An 18284-nucleotide genomic window follows, 5' to 3' on the forward strand; every position below is an offset into this window, starting at 1 on the left:
CGAGCTCATATAAACATATAAAGACTTCTTTATATCCTTATTGCCATCCCAGGCGAAGCCTGCTAAACGGCTGGCATGCCGTGCGCTTGCTTGCGCCTGCGCCAATTTTTGAGACGTTTTTCAGCCTGGAGACCTCTATGAGCACTGAAAAAGATTATGTCGTCGCCGATATCGGGCTTGCGGATTTCGGCCGCAAGGAAATTACGATCGCCGAAACCGAAATGCCGGGGCTGATGTCCTGCCGCGCCGAATTCGGCCAGGCAAAGCCGCTGAAGGGCGCGCGCATCACCGGTTCGCTGCATATGACCATCCAGACGGCCGTGCTGATCGAGACGCTGGTGGCGCTCGGCGCCGAAGTCCGCTGGGCTTCGTGCAACATCTTCTCGACGCAGGACCATGCCGCCGCCGCGATCGCCGCTGCCGGCGTTCCGGTATTCGCCATCAAGGGTGAATCGCTCGAAGATTACTGGGTCTATACGGACAAGATCTTCCAGTGGGCCGATGGCGGTCTTTCCAACATGATCCTCGATGACGGCGGCGACGCCACCATGTACATCCTGCTCGGCGCCCGCGCCGAAGCCGGCGAGGACGTGCTCTCCAACCCGCATTCCGAAGAAGAAGAAATCCTCTTCGCACAGATCAAGAAGCGCCTCGCCGCTTCTCCGGGCTGGTTCACCAAGCAGCGCGACGCCATCAAGGGCGTCACGGAAGAAACCACCACGGGCGTCAACCGCCTCTACCAGCTCAGCCAGAAGGGCCTGCTGCCCTTCCCGGCGATCAACGTCAACGACTCCGTCACCAAGTCGAAGTTCGACAACAAGTACGGCTGCAAGGAATCGCTGGTCGACGGCATCCGCCGCGGCACCGACGTGATGATGGCCGGCAAGGTTGCCGTCGTCTGCGGTTACGGTGACGTCGGCAAGGGTTCTGCCGCTTCGCTTTCCGGCGCCGGCGCCCGCGTCAAGGTGACCGAAGCCGATCCGATCTGCGCCCTGCAGGCCGCCATGGACGGTTACGAAGTGGTTCTGCTCGAGGACGTCGTTTCCTCGGCCGATATCTTCATCACAACGACCGGCAACAAGGACGTCATCCGCATCGACCACATGCGGCAGATGAAGGACATGGCGATCGTCGGCAACATCGGCCATTTCGACAACGAAATCGAAGTCGCCGCGCTGCGGAACCTCAAGTGGACCAACGTCAAGCCGCAGGTCGACCTGATCGAGTTCCCCAAGGGCAACCGCATCATCCTTCTCTCCGAAGGCCGTCTGCTGAACCTCGGCAATGCGACGGGCCATCCGTCCTTCGTCATGTCGGCTTCCTTCACCAACCAGACGCTGGCGCAGATCGAGCTCTTCACCAAGCCCGGCCAGTACGAGAACAAGGTGTACATCCTGCCGAAGCACCTCGACGAGAAGGTCGCGCGCCTTCATCTCGATAAGCTCGGCGTGAAGCTTACCCAGCTCAGCGAAGAGCAGGCTGCCTATATCGGCGTGAAGCCGCAGGGCCCGTTCAAGTCCGACCACTACAGATATTGATAGGATCATCAATATCCACAAGATGTAGAAGCCGCGGCATTGACAAATGCCGCGGCTTATTTTTTGGACGCTCCCTTCCCGCCGATTCCCTTCCGAAGTATTGTTTTAAGACTTGATTCGGGACGCCGGACACCGTCCGACCGTCTCGAAATGGGATGTCTTGTCGTAATGCGGCACATTGAAAGACGGAGACATACCGCGGATGTCGGAAATGAAAAACAGCCTGTCCGGTCAGGCGGATGACGGCGTTCGCGCCGGTCGCCGCCCGTTCACGGCAGGCCAAGGATATCAATCTGCAACGGCACACGAGGCCGCAAAGCAAGAGCATGGATCATTGGCGCGCTTCCTGAAAACCTGCGCAGCCGGCACGGCGTTTGCCGCGCTGGCGCGGCCGGTTCTGGCACAGACCGAGCAGCAGGCGGCGGCCTCGGCTCATCTCTTCACCTCCTCGCAGGTCGTCGGCGTTTCCGTCGTCATCGGCGTCATCTCGGCGGCGCTGCTGTCGACACTGTGGCTCGTGCGCCAGCGCGGCAACCTGGAAAACGAAAGCCGGGAAATCCGCTCGGCGCTTTCCGATGCCCAACAGCGCATTTCGCAATACCAGGCTCTGATCGCTGACAAGAACCGGCGGATCGTCATCTGGGACGGCAATACCCGCCCTGAGCTTCTCGGCCAGCTTCCGCCCGAAACCGGCGCGCCGCAGGACGGAGAATTCCTGGCCTTCGGCCTCTGGCTGAAATCACGCTCCGCCTCCGATCTGGAAAAGGCGATCGACCGGCTGCGCGACGGCGCGCAAAGCTTTGACATGGTGGTCGAAACCATCCGTGACGAAGTGCTCGAGGCGCAGGGCCGGGTTTCCGGCGGGCGCGCCTTCGTCCGCTTCGTGGCGCTCAACAATCTGCGCGCCGAGCTCGCAGAGATCAGGATCGAGCGCGACCGGCTGATGACCTCGATCTCGGCCTTCCAGACCATGCTCGACGCGATCGACATGCCGGCCTGGCAGCGCGACCCGGCGGGCCGCCTGACCTGGGTCAACCTTGCTTACGGCGAGGCGGTCGAAGCACGATCGCCGCAGCAGGCGATCAATGAAGGCCGCGAGATGCTGACGACCGTGGCGCGCGAACGCATCCGCGCGACGGCGACGCCGGAATCGCCCTTCCACGACACGATCTCGACAGTCGTGCGCGGCAACCGCACATTCTTCGACGTCGTCGACGTCAAGGTTCCCGGCGGCTCGGCCGGCATTGCGGTCGACGTGTCCGACATAGAGGCGGTTCGCGCCGAGCTGGAACGGACGCTGAAGAGCCACGCCGAAACACTCGACCATCTCGCGACACCCGTCGCCATCTTCGACGGCGACCGCAGGCTGCAATTCTACAACCAGGCCTTCGTCGCCCTTTGGGAGTTGGATATCGCCTTCCTCGAAAGCCGGCCCGACAATAGCGAGCTGCTCGAACGGCTGCGGGCAGCCAAGAAGCTGCCGGACCAGCTCAACTGGAAAAGCTGGAAGGAAGCGGCGCTTTCGGTCTATCGCGCGCTCGATACGCAATCGGATCTCTGGCACCTGCCGAACGGGCAGACGCTGCGCGTCTTCGCGACAGCCCATCCGCAGGGCGGCGCCACCTGGGTGTTCGAAAACCTGACCGAGCAGGTCGACCTCGAAACGCGCTACAATACGCTGGTCAAGGTGCAGGGCGAAACGATCGACCATCTTTCCGAAGGTGTGGCGGTGTTCGGCCCCGATGGACGCATCCGCCTGTCCAACCCGGCGTTCCGCGCGCTCTGGGGGATCACCGAAGCCGAGGCCAAGCCCGGCACCCATATCCGTGCCCTCGGCGAGGCCTGCGCGCCCTCCTACGACCGGCCGGACGGCTGGAAGACCTTCGCCGAACTGATCACCAGCTTCGACGACGAACGCCGCTCGGGCCAAGGCACGCTGGAACTCTTCTCCGGCCTCGTGCTCGACTACGCCGTCATCCCGCTGCCGAACGCCCAGACCATGCTGACCTTCGTCAACATGACCGACAGCGTGCGCGCCGAACGCGCGCTGACCGAGAAGAACGAGGCGCTGCGCAAGGCCGACGAGCTGAAGAACGACTTCGTTCAGCACGTTTCCTATGAGCTGCGCTCGCCGCTGACGAATATCATCGGCTTCACCGATCTCCTGCGCACGCAGGGCGTGGGACCGCTGAACGACCGGCAGGCCGAATATATCGACCACATCTCGACCTCGTCCTCGGTTCTGCTGACGCTCGTCAACGATATTCTCGATCTTGCGACCGTCGATGCCGGCATCATGCGGCTGAACTATGCGGAGATCGATCTCAACGACCTGCTCGACGACGTCTCGATGCAGATCGCAGATCGCCTCCACGAAAGCGGCGTGGCGCTCGAAATCACCGCGCCCGCCTATCTCGGCTCGATCGTCGCCGATCCGCAGCGGCTGAAGCAGATCCTGCTGAAGCTCCTGTCCAATGCGGCGAATTTCTCGCCCGAGGGCACCTCGATCTCGCTGGAATGCCATCGCGAGGGCTCGGATTTCGTCTTCGCCGTCAGTGATCGCGGCCCCGGCATCTCGCCTGAGATGATCACCACCGTTTTCGACCGCTTTGCGACGGGTGCAAAAAGCGGCAAACGCGGCGGCGCCGGCCTCGGTCTCTCGATCGTCGACAGCTTCGTCAGCCTGCATCATGGCGACGTGACGATCGATAGCGAGCCGGGCAAGGGCACGACCGTCGTCTGCCGCATCCCCTCGGTCGATATCCCGCATTCCGCCGCTGCCGAATGACGACGAGTGACACGATCTCGCTTTTCCTGAAGGACGAGGCGGCCACCATTCGCTTCGGCGAAGACCTGGCTCTCGCCCTGAAAGCCGGCGATTGCCTTGCCCTTTCGGGCGATCTCGGCGCCGGAAAATCCTCGCTGGCGCGCGCCATCCTGCGGGCCGCGGCCGATGACGAGGGTCTGGAAGTCCCGAGCCCGACCTTCACGCTGGTACAATCCTACGATCTGCGCATCCCGGTTTCGCACTTCGATCTCTACCGGCTGGGCGATCCTGCCGAGCTGACTGAACTCGGCTTCGACGAGGCCTTGCAGAACGGCATCTGCCTCGTCGAATGGCCCGAGATGGCCGAAGGCGAGTTGCCGGCGTCTCGCATCTCCTTGCGGCTCGAACATGAAGGCGCCGGCCGCCGCGCCACGATCACGGCGGCTGAGAAGACCGCGGCCCGTATCCGGCGTGTGCTTGATATCCGCGACTTTCTTGCCGATGCCGGTTGTGGAGACGCCAAGCGGCGTTTCCTTATCGGGGATGCGTCGCTGCGCGCCTATGAATCCGTCTATCCGAAGAAGGGCGAACGCAAGATCCTGATGGACTGGCCGCCGTTGCCGGACGGCCCACCGGTTCTGGACGGCAAACCTTATCCCAAGGTCGCCCATCTCGCAGAAAACGCCTATCCCTTTGTGGCGATCGCCAACGCCTTGCGCGAACGCGGCTTTGCGGCGCCGGAGATCTACAAGGTCGACTATAACAAGGGCATCCTGCTGATCGAGGATCTCGGCAGCGAAGGCGTGCTCGATGACGATGGGCGGCCGATCCCCGAACGTTACCGGCAAAGTGTCGCCTGTCTCGCACACCTTCATTCCATGCAGATTCCTCAAGATATCCCGGTTACAGCAGACCATACGCATCACATTCCCGACTTCGACCGCACGGCGATGAAGATGGAAGTGCGGCTGGTGCTCGACTGGCATATTGCCTGGAAGCGCGGCACGGCGCCGACGGATACCGAGCGCGAGGAATATCTGGCAATCTGGGACGACCTGATCGACGAGTTGCAATCGGCCGAAACCAATCTGCTTCTGCGTGACTTCCATTCACCCAACATCATCTGGCGTGAACATGAGAGCGGCGTCCGCAGGATCGGTATCATCGACTTTCAGGATTCGATGATAGGGCCGGCCGCCTATGACCTTGCCTCCATCGTCCAGGATGCGCGCGTCACCATCGAGCCGGATCTTTTCCGGCAACTGATGGACGACTACCTCACCATCCGCCGCGCGCAGGGCGGCTTTGACGAAGCCGGATTCATGAAGGCCTGGGCCATCATGTCGGCGCAGCGCAACTGCAAGCTTGCCGGTCTCTGGGTGCGGCTGCTGCAGCGGGACGGCAAGCCCGGCTACCTCAAGCACATGCCGCGAACGCTCTCCTATCTCCAGGTCGCGCTCGAGCACGAAACGCTTGCCCCCTTGCGCGATTGGTGCTCAAGGGCTGGAATAGGCCAAAGCGAATCATAAGTTCCGGATCAGCATGACGATCAGACAAGCCATGGTATTGGCCGCGGGTCTCGGGACCCGCATGCGCCCGATCACCGATACGATCCCGAAGCCGCTGGTGAAGATCGACGGCAAGCCGATGATCGATTACGCGCTGGATTCGCTTGTTGCGGCCGGCGTCGAACGAGCCGTCGTCAACATTCACCATCACGCCGGCCAGATGCTCGATCATCTCGGAAACTATCGCGGCCTCGACATCGTCATATCAGACGAGCGGGAGGCGCTAATGAATTCCGGCGGTGGGCTGGCGAAGGGCCTGACACTGCTGACGCGCGACAGCCTCTTCGTCATGAATGCAGATCTCTTCTGGATCGGCGAACAGCCGGGACGACCGACGAACCTGCAGCGCTTAGCCGGATTCTTCGATGCCGAGCGCATGGACATGGCGCTGCTCTGCGTCCGCATCGAGGACACGACGGGCCATAACGGCAAGAACGATTTCGGCCTTGCCGCTGACGGCCGGCTGACGCGTTATCGCGACGATCCCACCAATCCCGTCGTCTATGCCGGGGCGATCGTCATGAACCCGGCGCTATTCGACGATGCGCCGAAGGATGCCTTCAACCTCAATATCTATTTCGACAAGGCGATCGCGCGCGGGCGGCTGTTCGGCATCGTGCTCGAAGGCCATTGGCTGACCGTGGGAACGCCGGAGGCGATCGGCGAAGCGGAGGAAACGATCCGCCGATTGCGGGCGTTCGCGTGAGCTCATGGCGGAGCGGCACCAGCCACGCATCCTGACGATCCCGGCGGGCCTTCCCTTCCTGAAAACGCTGGCGACGACACTTTGCGACGGCCGGCTGACGCCGCTCTTCCGGCACGAGCCCGACGATCCGCTGTCTCTCGCCGGGGTGACGATCTATCTGCCGACCCGGCGCGCGGTACGCGTGCTGCGATCGGAATTCGTTGATTTGCTCGGCGGCCGCTCGGCCATCCTCCCCGTCATCCGTCCCCTCGGCGAAACCGATGACGACAGCGGCTATTTCGACGAGGCGCTGCCGGCGACGATCGATCTCGCCCAGCCGCTGTCGAATACCGCCCGCCTGCTGGAGCTTGCGCGCCTTATCCTCGCCTGGCGCAACAAGCTGCCGGAAATCGTCCGCCACATTCATTCGGATTCGCCGCTCGTTGCGCCTGCAAGCCCGGCCGATGCGATCTGGCTTGCCCGCAACCTTGCGGAGCTGATCGATTCCATCGAAACCGAAGATCTCGACTGGTCGGAGCTGTCGAAACTCGACACCGGCGACTATGCCGCCTGGTGGCAGCTGACGGCGGAATTCCTGCAGATCGCCAGCGCATTCTGGCCGGAGCGGCTTTCCGAGCTCGGCAAGTCCTCGCCGGCGCGGCACAGGAACGCCATCCTCCGGGCCGAGGCAAACAGGATTTCGACGATGACGCCCACAGGGCCGATCATCATTGCCGGTTCGACGGGCTCCGTTCCCGCCACGGCCGATCTCATCGCCGCCGTCGCCAATCTGCCCGAAGGCGTGATCGTACTGCCGGGCCTTGATCTCTCCATGCCGGACAAGCACTGGCCGATGGTCGCGCCGGAACCGGAGCCCGGCCAACACGTAAACCCAGCAAGCCGCAGCCATCCGCAATATGGCCTGTCGTTCCTGCTCAAGCGCCTGAAGCTCACGTGCGCCGACATCGCGCTTCTCGACAGGCCGGAAGCCGATCTCGACCGGCGCGCAGAAATCCTGTCACGTGCGCTCAGCCCAGCCGAGGCGACCAGCGACTGGGGGGCATGGAAAAACGATCTGCCTGACGGCGCCCTGTCTTCGGCCTTCGCCGATGTGTCGCTGATCGAAGCCGCCAACGAGCGCGAGGAAGCGACCGCGATTGCCATTGCGCTCCGGCTGGCGCTGGAAAGGCCCGGGCAGGACGGTGAAAGCCGGGCGGCACTCATCACGCCGGACCGCAATCTCGCCCGCCGGGTAATGGCGGAGCTTTCCCGCTTCGGCATCCTGGCCGACGATTCGGCCGGCACGCCGCTCGCGGCCACGCCGCAAGGCACCCTGCTGCAATTGCTCTTGGAGGCGTCGCTGCGGCCGGGCGATCCGGTGGCGATCGTCTCGCTGCTCAAACATCCCCTCGCCCGTTTCGGGCTCGAACGCGACGCGTTGATTTCGGCCACCGAGGCGCTCGAGCTGCTGGCGCTGCGCGGCGGCGTGGCGGAGGTCGACATCAGCACACTCGAGCCGCTGCTCACCCATCAGCTTGCCGAACAGGCCCTGGACAGGCACGCGCCGCAATGGCGAAAGACGCTTGGCCCCGAAGCAGCCGATGCCGCATACGGGCTTGCGCGCCGGGTTCAACAGGCGACCGCGCCGCTCGCTTCGGCGCTGCTGCGGCACCGGCCGGAAGATCGCGGCGGGACGGCGAGTTTTCCCTTGTCCGAATGGGCGGAGCGCACCGGCCGCTCCCTCGAAGCCGTCGCCGCCGATCCGCAAGGCAATCTCGCCGATCTCTGGTCGAGCGAGGCGGGAGACGCGCTCGCCGCGCTGCTTAGCGAAGTGATCGATACGGACGGCCAGATGGAGGCCGACGGGCCGCAATGGATCGACATCATGGCGGCGCTTGCCGCCGGCCATGCGGTGAAGCCGCGGGCACTCAGCCATCCCAGGCTCTTCATCTTCGGGACGCTGGAAGCCCGCCTGCAGAGCGTCGACACGCTGATCCTCGGCGGCCTGAACGAGGGTTCCTGGCCGGGACAGACCGCCAACAATCCCTTCATTCCCAGGATGATGAAGACCGAAATCGGGCTGGAGCCGCCGGAACGGCGCATCGGCCAGCTGGCGCACGATTTCGAGATGGCGAACGGCACGCGCCATCTGATCTACTCGCGCGCACTGCGCCAGGGCTCGACGCCGACTGTCGGCTCACGCTGGTTGCAGCGGCTCCTGGCGCTCGGCGGAGAGGCTTTCGAAGCGGAGTTGAAGGGACGCGGCAACCGATACCTGCAATGGGCCGGCCTCATCGACCGCGGAGAGGCTCAGGCACCGGCACAGCGCCCCTCACCAAAGCCGCCGCTCGCGCTACAGCCGAAATCCTATTCCTTCAGCGAAGTCGGCCGGCTGCGCCGCGATCCCTATTCCATCTATGCCCGCCGTGTTCTGCGGCTCGACCCGGTCGATCCGTTCAATCGTGATCCGGGAGCGGCCGAACGCGGCACGCTCTACCACAAGATCATCGACCGCTTCATCCGGGAGGCCCATATCGCCGGCACGCCGGATGCGGCAGCGGCGATGGAGCGCATCCTTTCCGAGCTCTTCGACATGGAGCAGCTGCCGCCACATATCGATGCGGTGTGGCGGCCGCGCTTCCGCGAAGTGGCCCGCGCCTTCCTCGAATGGGAGGCCGGACGGCGACCCGGCATCCGCAAGACGCTGACGGAAGTGCGGGGCGGCGTCGAGTTGGAGGCGATCAATATCCGGCTCAACGGTGTCGCGGACCGCATCGACGTCACCGGACCGAACGCCGCCGATATCATCGACTACAAGACCGGCTACAATCCCTCGCCGGCTCAGGCGCGCGCGCTTCTCGATCCGCAGCTTGCGCTCGAAGCGGCGGCGCTGAGCGCCGGCGCCTTCCGCGATGCCGGCAGCCTCGTGCCGCAGGACCTGCTCTATGTCCGGCTGCGCCCGGGACGGCGCTTTCAGGTCGATACCGTCAATAACGAGAGCTCGGCGCGTAGCGACAAGGCAAAATCGGCGATGGATCTCGCCGAGGAATCGATCGATCAGCTGGTCAAATTCGTGGGATTGCTGCAATCCGGCGAGAAGGGCTTCACCTCGCGGCTCATTCCGGCGCAGCAATTCGATTTCGGCGGCGACTACGATCATCTCGCCCGTGTTTCCGAATGGTCGACGGCCGAGACCGAGGAAGGCGGCGGCGATGAATGATGTGACCGACCTTCCCGACGACGACGATCCGGGCGCCTGGATCGGCTGGACGACGATCCAGCAGGCCATCGCATCCGATCCGGTGCGCTCGGCATGGGTTTCGGCCAATGCCGGTTCCGGCAAAACGCATGTTCTGACACAGCGCGTCATTCGGCTTCTGCTCGCCGGGGCGCGGCCTTCGGCCATTCTCTGCCTTACCTATACCAAGGCTGCAGCTTCCGAAATGTCGAACCGCGTCTTCGAACGGCTGGCCGAATGGGTGGTGCTCGACGATGAAGATCTCAGCCGGCGGATCGGCCAGATCGAGGGCACGGCGCCCGACAGGATCAAACTTGCCGAGGCCCGGCGGCTGTTTGCCAAGGCGCTGGAGACGCCGGGCGGGTTGAAGATCCAGACGATCCACGCCTTTTGCGAGGCGCTGCTGCATCAGTTCCCGCTGGAGGCCAACGTCGCCGGACACTTCTCGGTTCTCGACGATCGCGCGGCCGCCGCACTGCTTTCCGATGCGCGCCGGGCACTGCTGACGGCAACCGCGCCGGCGCAAGACCGCGCGCTTGCCGAGGCATTTGCCTATGTGCTCAATCTCGGCGACGAATCCGGTCTCGAGAACCTGCTCGGCGACATCGTGGCCAATCGTAATGCCATTCGCCGTTTCACCGCGGCGGCCGACCAGCATGGCGGCGTTGAGCTGGTGCTGCGCAAAAGGCTCGGCCTTGCATCAGACGACACGGAAAGAGGGATCGCGGCGCAATATTGGCCGCTGCCCGGGCTTTCCGGCAGCACGCTGGAACTTTACCTCTCGCTTGCCGACCACAAGGGGGGCGCAAAGGCACAGGAAGTTGCCTACGGCCTCCGGCTCGCCGGACGGGAGCGCGATGATGCAAGACGCGCCGAAATGCTCGAAAAGATCTTCCTGACGGCGGCAAAGGGCGAGCCGAAGGCGGATTCGCAATTCCTCGTCAAAGCCATGCTCGCCGAAGCGCCTGAATTGGCTGACGCCATCGCCGCTGCCCGCGCGCATGTTGCGGCAAGCCGCGACCGGTTGAAGCTCATGCGGATGTACGGCGCCACGCATGCAGCACTCGTGCTCGCCGACCGGCTGAACAAGGACTACGAGGAGCTGAAGAAGCAGCGCAGCCAGCTCGATTTCGAGGACCTGATCACCCGCACCGCCGATCTCCTGACGAAAAGCGGCGTCGGGCCCTGGATTCACTACAAGCTCGACCGCGGCATCGACCATATCCTGGTCGACGAGGCGCAGGACACCAGCCCGATCCAGTGGAGCGTCATTCAGTCGCTCGCCGAAGATTTCTTCTCCGGCGAAAGCGCCCGGCCGATCGTGCGCACGCTCTTTGCCGTCGGTGACGAAAAGCAGTCGATCTATTCTTTCCAGGGCGCGCGGCCCGAGCGTTTCTCCGAAGAGAGCGACCGGACCCGGCGGCGTGTTTCCGACAGCGGGCAGAGCTTTTCCTCTGTCCGGCTGCCGCTCTCCTTCCGCTCGACGGCCGACGTGCTCGAAGCCGTCGACCACATCTTCAAAGAGCCGGACAATGCACGCGGCCTCAGCGCGCTCGGCGAACCGGTCGTGCATCGTTCGAGCCGCATCGGGCATCCCGGCGCCGTCGATTTCTGGGAGATGGTGGCGCCGGAAGCGGTGGTGAAGGAGGAGGACTGGACCGCGCCCTTCGACGCGACGCCGGAAAGCGCACCGGCCGCCATCCTGGCGCGGCGGATCGCGCATTCGATCGGAACGCTCGTCGGCCGTGAGACGATCGTCGAAAAGGGCAAGGAACGGCTGATCGAAGCCGGTGACATCCTCGTGCTGGTGCGCAAGCGCGACGCTTTCGTCAACGCCTTGACGCGCGCACTGAAGCGCCGCGGCGACATCCCCGTCGCCGGCGCCGACAGGCTGGTGCTGACCAGCCACATCGCCGTACAGGATCTGCTGGCGCTCGGCCGTTTTCTGCTTCTGCCGGAGGACGATCTCTCGCTCGCCGCCGTGCTCAAGAGCCCGCTTTTCGATCTTTCCGAGGAGGACGTCTTTTCGATCGCCGCGCTGCGTGGGGACAATGAGAGCGTCTGGAGCCATCTCAGGAAATTCGCCGCAGACGGCACCGAACGTTTCCGGGCCGCAGTCGAAAAGCTTGAGCTGTTCCTGCGGCAATCCAGGAGCCTGTCGGTTCATGATTTCTACGCGCGGGTGCTGGGCAGCCATGGCGGGCGGCGGCAATTTCTGGCGCGCCTCGGCACCGAGGTCAGCGATATTCTCGATGAATTCCTGACCTTTACCCTCGACCACGAGAGTTCCGGCCTTCCCGGGCTGCAATCCTTCATCTCTACCCTGGAGCTCGAGGCGCCCGAGGTGAAGCGCGAGCAGGACAAGGGGCGCAACGAGGTGCGGATCATGACCGTGCATGCCTCGAAGGGCCTCGAAGCGCCGATCGTTTTCCTCGTCGACGGCGGTTCCAAGGCCTTCACGCATACCCATATGCCGAAACTTCGGCTGATCGAATCGCCGTCCGGCGAGCCGCCGATGCCTGTCTGGGTTCCCGTTTCCGACCTTGCCAATTCGCTGACGCAGAGCGACGCGGCGCGTGTCCAGAGACTGGCGGAAGAGGAATACCGCCGGCTGCTCTATGTCGCCATGACGCGCGCCGCCGACCGCTTGGTCGTCTGCGGCTATCGCGGGGTGCGGGAGAACAACGACACCTGGCACAAGATGATCTCGACGGCGCTGCGTGAAGATCATCCCTATGTCGAGGTGGCGACGTTCTCCGGCCCCGATGGCGAATGGCAGGGCACCAGATGGCGCGTGCCGCGGGTGGACCGCAGCTTCGAACGTCTCGACCGCAGCCAACACCACGAAAGCCAGGAAGCCCTGCCGGACGGCCTGTTGCGTCCGTTGCCGCCGCAGGCCGAGCTGCCCCGGCCACTCAGCCCTTCCGGCGCGGGGACGATCGTCGACGAAGATGAAGGCGGCCTGCTCATCACTTCGCCGCTGTTCGGCGAGAAGGAGCGCAGCGATCGTTCGCTGGAGAAAGGCAGGCTGATCCACCGTATGCTGCAGGCGCTTCCCGATATTCCGGCCGGCGAACGGCCCGATGCCGCGCAGCGCTATGGCGAACGGGCGGCGCGGTTCTGGCCGGAGGCCGAGCGGCGCAAGCTCATCGATTCGGTTCTGAAACTATTAAACGAGGAGGGCCTGCAGCCGGTCCTCGGCCGGGAGGCGCGGCCCGAGGTCTCGATCATGGGCACGTTGACGCTCGACGGCAGACGCTATGCCGTTTCCGGCCGTATCGACCGGCTCGCCGTGCTTGCCGATCGTGTCGTCATTCTCGACTACAAGACCAACCGGGTGCCGCCGGCGACCGAGGAGGCGATCCCTTCCGCGCATAAGGCCCAGCTCGCGATCTATCGCGAGATCCTGGCGCCGCTCTATCCCGGCAAGCGCATCGACTGCATGCTCGTCTATACCGAGAATGCGTCGCTCTACACGCTGAGCGAAAAGGCGCTCGGTTTGGCGCTTGCAGGACTCAAGACAAAGTGAAATACCGGACATTGAAATTTCGGCACCGCACCATCACATGTGGTTCAACACTTGAGTTAAAGGAGCAGCCCATGGCTACCGTGAAAGTCGATATCAATAACTTCCAGTCGGAAGTTCTGGAATCCGCAGAACCCGTCGTCGTCGATTTCTGGGCTGAATGGTGCGGCCCGTGCAAGATGATTGCTCCGAGCCTCGAAGAAATCGCCGTCGAGATGGAAGGCAAGGTCAAGGTCGCCAAGCTCAACATCGACGAGAATCCGGAACTCGCCGCCCAGTTCGGCGTGCGCTCCATTCCGACGCTTGCGATCTTCAAGGGCGGCGAAGTGGCCGATATCTCGGTCGGCGCCAAGCCGAAGACGGCTCTTTCGAACTGGATTTCGAACGCCGCCTGATTGGTATCGCCTACATGAAAAAAGCCCGGCTTCGACCGGGCTTTTTTCATTTCACATTCCTTCGTTTCGCCCGCTTCACTTCGGAGGCGTGCCGTTGTCGGCAAGCACATCGCCGACGAGATAGAGGGAGCCGCCGATCAGGATACGCGGCGGCAGCGCCTCTGGGTCGAGGGCGGATTTTATCGCTTCCAGCGCATCACCGACCGTCGACATCGGTTCGGCGACCAGGCCGGCATCATAGGCGGCATTCGACAGGATCACCGGGTCGATCACCGCATCGCTGCCGCGGATCGGCACGCAGAAAACCTTCTCGACCAGGCCTGCGAAGGCCTTGAAATAACCGATCGGATCCTTGGTGTTGATCATGCCGGTGATCAGGAACAGCGGCCGTGGCTGGCGCTCTTCGAAATTGGCCATGGCTTCGGCGATCACCTCGCCGGCGCCGGGATTGTGCCCGCCATCGACCCAGATCTCGGCGCCGGCGGGCGCATGCTGCATCAGCCGGCCTTCGCTCAGGCGCTGCAGCCGGCCCGGCCATTCCACCAAATTCATCGCCTTTTCCATCATCGTCTCGGTGACGGTGAAGCCAGCGGCCTTGACGGCGCGGATGGCGGCGGCAGCATTGGCATATTGATGGCGGCCGGGAAGGCGCGGTAGCGGCAGATCGGCAAGCCCATACTCGTCCTGATAGACGAGCCGGCCATATTCCTCGTGCGCCATGAAATCCTGCCCGAAGACCGCACTCGGGCAATGCAGCCGCTCGGCCGTCGACATCAGCACGTCGAGGGCGGCGTCATATTCCTGATGGCCGATGACGACGGGCAATCCCGGCTTCATGATGCCGGCCTTTTCGGCGGCGATCAGTTCGACCCTGTCGCCGAGATAGGGCTGGTGATCCAGCGAGATCGGCATGATGACCGAGACGGCCGGATCGGAAATGACATTGGTGGCGTCGAAACGGCCGCCGAGGCCGACTTCGATGATCGCGGCATCGGCCGGATGTTCGGAAAATAGGATGAAGGTGACTGCCGTCAGAATTTCGAAGACGGTGATGTGCTGCCCGGCATTGGCATCGGCCACGCGTCGCAGGGCCTCGGCAAAGACGGCGTCATCGACAAGCTGCCCGCGTCCGCCCGCCACGCCGATGCGATAACGCTCGTGCCAATTGACGAGATGCGGTGAGGTGTGGACGTGAGCGCTATAGCCGCCGGCTTCGAGCAGGGCGCGGCAGAAGGCGGTGACCGACCCTTTGCCGTTGGTGCCGGCGACATGAATCACCGGCGGCAATTTCTTGTGCGGATTGCCGAGCACATCGAGAAGACGGATGATGCGATCAAGAGACAGATCGAACCCCTTGGGATGCAATCCCATGAGTTTTTCGATCTCTTGCGCTGCCTCACTCACCGCGGTTTGGCCTCTGGGTATCATTTCGGCACCCCGCCCGTTTGCCTGATATCAGGCGCTCGCCGCCAGGGCGATCGCTCCGCGAGTCACGTCGTTGGCTGCCGAGACGGGCTTCTTCGTCAGGATCTTCAGAAGACGCGCCAGCGTTTCCGGAATGTCGTGACGCTTAACGACCATGTCGACCATACCATGTTCCAGCAGATATTCGGAGGTCTGGAAGCCCTCGGGCAGTTTTTCACGCAGCGTCTGCTCGATCACGCGCTTGCCGGCAAAGCCGATTTCTGCGCCGGGCTCGGCCAGATGGATATCGCCGAGCATGGCATAGGAGGCCGTGACGCCGCCCGTCGTCGGATTGGTCAGTACGACGACATAAGGCTGGCCGGATTCCTTGAGCAGATCGACGGCAACGGTCGTGCGCGGCAACTGCATCAGCGAGAGAATGCCTTCCTGCATGCGCGCGCCGCCGGAAGCGGGGAACATAACCAGCGGGCATTTTTCCGACGTCGCACGTTCGAAAGCCTTGACGATCGCCTCGCCGGCAGCAATGCCGAGCGAACCGCCGATGAAGTTGAACTCGTGCACGACGGCAACGAGTTTCAGGCCCTGCACCTTTCCGAGGCCGGCGAGGATCGTGTCCTCCTGCTCGGTCTTCAGGCGGCTGTCGCGGAGACGATCGCTGTATTTCTTCGAATCGCGGAACTTCAGCGGGTCCTGGACGACCTTCGGCTGCGGCAGCGCTTCGTATTCACCGTTGTCGAAAAGATCGGCAAGGCGAGCCTTGGCCGGCATCTTCATGTGATAACCAGATGCCGGAATCACCCATTTGTTGGATTCCAGGTCCTTATGGAAGACCATCTCGCCCGTTTCCGGGCACTTGATCCAGAGGTTCTCCGGCACTTCGCGACGGCCCAGCATGGAATTGATCCGCGGGCGAACGTAGTTGGTGATCCAGTTCAACTCGAATTCTCCTGATTGACTAAAGCGCGTCACGATCTTTCAGATCGGTTTCCACGCTTTAGATCTTTGTTTTCCCGCAGTCGTTGCCGCAAAACCGCTGCACACTTTTGCGCGACATGCTCTAATACCAATGTGGGGAAACTATTCGGCAGCAACAAGGCGCGCCGAACGTGTTCCGGAGGAAAGGCCGCGCACTAGCGTTGCGACTGCCTGAACCGTATCTGCCGTGGCCTTCCCGTCTTTCGTCAAGCTGGTCGCGACCTGATTGACGATGGCGGTGCCGACGACGACACCATCGGCCGAACCGCCGATGACCTTCGCATGCTCCGCCGTCTTGACGCCGAAGCCGACGCAGACAGGCAGCTCCGTATGCTGCTTGATGCGCTGGACGGCGCCCGACACCAGCGACGGATCGGGCAGCGCCGAGCCGGTGATGCCGTTCATCGAGACGTAGTAGACGAAGCCGGAGGTGTTCTTCAACACGGCCGGCAGGCGCTTCTCGTCGGTGGTCGGCGTCGCCAGGCGAATGAAATTGATGCCTTTGCGGATTGCCGGAATGCAGAGTTCGTCATCCATCTCCGGCGGCAGGTCGACGACGATCAGGCCGTCGATACCGGCAGCGATCGCGTCATCGAGGAATTTTTCGACGCCGTAGATGTAGATCGGATTGTAATAGCCCATCATGACGATCGGCGTCGCATCGTTGGTCTTGCGGAAATCGGCCGCCAGCTGCAGCGTCTTCTTCAGCGTCTGGCCGCCTTTCAGCGCGCGCTGGCCGGCCAGCTGGATCGCCGGTCCATCGGCCATCGGATCGGAAAAGGGCATGCCGAGCTCGATAATGTCGGAGCCCGCTTCCGGCAGCGCCTTCATGATGCCGAGAGACGTATCGTAATCAGGATCGCCGCCCATGAAATAGGTCACAAGCGCCGGACGGCCCTCGGCCTTCAGCTCGGCAAAGCGTTTGTCCATGCGTGCGGTCATGTCTTACAGTCCCATTCCCAGAATCTTGCCGACGGTGAAGATATCCTTGTCGCCGCGGCCGGAGAGGTTCATCAGGATGATCTCGTCCTTGCCCATTTTCGGCGCGCGCTTGATGACCTCGGCAATCGCATGCGCGGCCTCGAGCGCCGGGATGATGCCTTCGAGACGGGTCAGAGTCTGGAACGCCTCGAGCGCTTCATGGTCCATGATCGGCACGTAATCGACGCGGCCGATATCGCTCAGCCAGGAATGTTCGGGGCCGATGCCGGGATAATCGAGACCGGCTGAAATCGAGTGGCCTTCCTTGATCTGGCCGTCGCCATCCTGCAGCAGATAGGTACGGTTGCCGTGCAGCACGCCAGGCGAACCGGCGGTGATCGAAGCGCAATGTTCGTCGCCCTGCAGGCCCTTGCCGCCGGCTTCGACGCCGACGATCTTCACGGAGGAATCGTCGAGGAAGGGGTGGAAGATGCCGATCGCATTCGAGCCACCGCCAACGGCAGCGACGACGAGATCCGGCAGGCGGCCTTCCGCCGCCAGCATCTGCTCTTTCGCTTCCGTGCCGATCACCGACTGGAAGTCGCGGACCATCTCCGGATAGGGATGCGGGCCGGCCGCCGTTCCGATCAGGTAATAGGTATCCTCGACATTGGTGACCCAGTCGCGAAGCGCCTCGTTCATGGCGTCCTTCAGCGTGCCGCTGCCTGCCGTCACCGGCTTCACTTCCGCGCCGAGCAGCTTCATGCGGAAAACGTTCGGCGCCTGGCGTTCGACATCGGTCGCGCCCATGTAGACGACGCAGGGAAGACCGAAGCGGGCGGCAACGGTCGCCGAGGCTACGCCATGCTGACCAGCGCCGGTTTCGGCGATGATCCGCGTCTTGCCCATGCGCTTGGCAAGCAGGATCTGGCCGATGCAGTTGTTGATCTTGTGGGAACCGGTGTGGTTCAGCTCTTCGCGCTTGAAATAGATCTTCGCGCCGCCAAGCTCGGCCGTCAGCCGTTCGGCGAAATAAAGCGGGCTCGGGCGGCCGATATAATGGGCACCGAGATGCTTCAATTCCGCCTGGAATGCCGGATCGCTCTTTGCCTTGTTCCATTCATCCTGCAGATCGAGGATCAAAGGCATCAACGTTTCGGCAACGAAACGACCGCCATAGATGCCGAAACGGCCATCTTCATCGGGGCCGGAACGGAAGGAATTCGGTTTAAGCGTTTCGTTCACT

At 63.0% G+C, this 18284-nt stretch carries 11 protein-coding genes; 7 read left to right on the forward strand and 4 right to left on the reverse strand.

The window, feature by feature from the left end:
- Positions 1 to 137: 137 nt before the first annotated feature.
- From ahcY to trxA, 7 genes are all read left to right on the forward strand, one after another.
- The gene (ahcY, locus tag ATY78_RS14515; RefSeq protein ID WP_088683025.1) at positions 138 to 1538 is read left to right on the forward strand and encodes an adenosylhomocysteinase; all 1401 of its coding nucleotides are present in this window, start codon (positions 138 to 140) and stop codon (positions 1536 to 1538) included.
- A gap of 202 nt (positions 1539 to 1740) precedes the next feature.
- Positions 1741 to 4326 (forward strand): PAS domain-containing sensor histidine kinase, encoded by a 2586-nt coding sequence (locus ATY78_RS14520; RefSeq protein WP_088683026.1) that lies wholly within the window; start codon positions 1741 to 1743, stop codon positions 4324 to 4326.
- Positions 4323 to 5834, forward strand: a complete 1512-nt coding sequence (tsaE, locus tag ATY78_RS14525) for a tRNA (adenosine(37)-N6)-threonylcarbamoyltransferase complex ATPase subunit type 1 TsaE (RefSeq protein WP_088683027.1) — start codon at positions 4323 to 4325, stop codon at positions 5832 to 5834. Before ATY78_RS14520 ends, tsaE begins: the two co-directional genes overlap by 4 nt.
- A 13-nt stretch (positions 5835 to 5847) precedes the next feature.
- Positions 5848 to 6579, forward strand: a complete 732-nt coding sequence (locus ATY78_RS14530; RefSeq protein WP_088683028.1) for a nucleotidyltransferase family protein — start codon at positions 5848 to 5850, stop codon at positions 6577 to 6579.
- Positions 6580 to 6583: 4 nt separating this feature from the next.
- Complete coding sequence (gene addB / locus ATY78_RS14535) at positions 6584 to 9778, forward strand: double-strand break repair protein AddB (protein ID WP_088683029.1); 3195 nt, start codon at positions 6584 to 6586, stop codon at positions 9776 to 9778.
- Positions 9771 to 13325 (forward strand): double-strand break repair helicase AddA, encoded by a 3555-nt coding sequence (gene addA / locus ATY78_RS14540; RefSeq protein WP_088683030.1) that lies wholly within the window; start codon positions 9771 to 9773, stop codon positions 13323 to 13325. Before addB ends, addA begins: the two co-directional genes overlap by 8 nt.
- A gap of 71 nt (positions 13326 to 13396) precedes the next feature.
- Positions 13397 to 13717 carry a thioredoxin gene (gene trxA / locus ATY78_RS14545; protein ID WP_008528748.1) on the forward strand — a complete coding sequence of 107 codons (321 nt, stop codon included), beginning with the start codon at positions 13397 to 13399 and terminating at the stop codon, positions 13715 to 13717.
- A gap of 75 nt (positions 13718 to 13792) precedes the next feature.
- Here trxA and ATY78_RS14550 read toward each other — a convergent pair whose 3' ends face one another.
- The 4 genes from ATY78_RS14550 to trpB form a co-directional block, all read right to left on the reverse strand.
- Positions 13793 to 15145, reverse strand: a complete 1353-nt coding sequence (locus ATY78_RS14550) for a folylpolyglutamate synthase/dihydrofolate synthase family protein (RefSeq protein ID WP_088683031.1) — start codon at positions 15143 to 15145, stop codon at positions 13793 to 13795.
- 27 nt (positions 15146 to 15172) lie between these two features.
- Positions 15173 to 16078, reverse strand: a complete 906-nt coding sequence (accD, locus tag ATY78_RS14555; protein WP_088683032.1) for an acetyl-CoA carboxylase, carboxyltransferase subunit beta — start codon at positions 16076 to 16078, stop codon at positions 15173 to 15175.
- 141 nt (positions 16079 to 16219) lie between these two features.
- The gene (gene trpA / locus ATY78_RS14560) at positions 16220 to 17059 is read right to left on the reverse strand and encodes a tryptophan synthase subunit alpha (protein ID WP_039617059.1); all 840 of its coding nucleotides are present in this window, start codon (positions 17057 to 17059) and stop codon (positions 16220 to 16222) included.
- 3 nt (positions 17060 to 17062) lie between these two features.
- Entirely contained in the window at positions 17063 to 18283 is a 1221-nt protein-coding gene (trpB, locus tag ATY78_RS14565; RefSeq protein WP_088683033.1) for a tryptophan synthase subunit beta, read from the reverse strand.
- Between the last annotated feature and the right edge of the window lies 1 nt (position 18284).

Origin of the sequence: Rhizobium sp. R635, assembly GCF_002211285.1 — a bacterium.
Classification (GTDB): Bacteria; Pseudomonadota; Alphaproteobacteria; order Rhizobiales; family Rhizobiaceae; genus Rhizobium.

Bases quoted from the DNA above. Each gene is read 5' to 3' on its own strand.
- addB (WP_088683029.1), top strand. From the start codon at position 6,584: ATGGCGGAGCGGCACCAGCCACGCATCCTGACGATCCCGGCGGGCCTT.
- ATY78_RS14520 (WP_088683026.1), top strand. From the start codon at position 1,741: ATGTCGGAAATGAAAAACAGCCTGTCCGGTCAGGCGGATGACGGCGTT.
- ahcY (WP_088683025.1), top strand. From the start codon at position 138: ATGAGCACTGAAAAAGATTATGTCGTCGCCGATATCGGGCTTGCGGAT.
- addA (WP_088683030.1), top strand. From the start codon at position 9,771: ATGAATGATGTGACCGACCTTCCCGACGACGACGATCCGGGCGCCTGG.
- trpA (WP_039617059.1), bottom strand. From the start codon at position 17,059: ATGACCGCACGCATGGACAAACGCTTTGCCGAGCTGAAGGCCGAGGGC.
- ATY78_RS14550 (WP_088683031.1), bottom strand. From the start codon at position 15,145: ATGATACCCAGAGGCCAAACCGCGGTGAGTGAGGCAGCGCAAGAGATC.
- tsaE (WP_088683027.1), top strand. From the start codon at position 4,323: ATGACGACGAGTGACACGATCTCGCTTTTCCTGAAGGACGAGGCGGCC.
- ATY78_RS14530 (WP_088683028.1), top strand. From the start codon at position 5,848: ATGACGATCAGACAAGCCATGGTATTGGCCGCGGGTCTCGGGACCCGC.
- trxA (WP_008528748.1), top strand. From the start codon at position 13,397: ATGGCTACCGTGAAAGTCGATATCAATAACTTCCAGTCGGAAGTTCTG.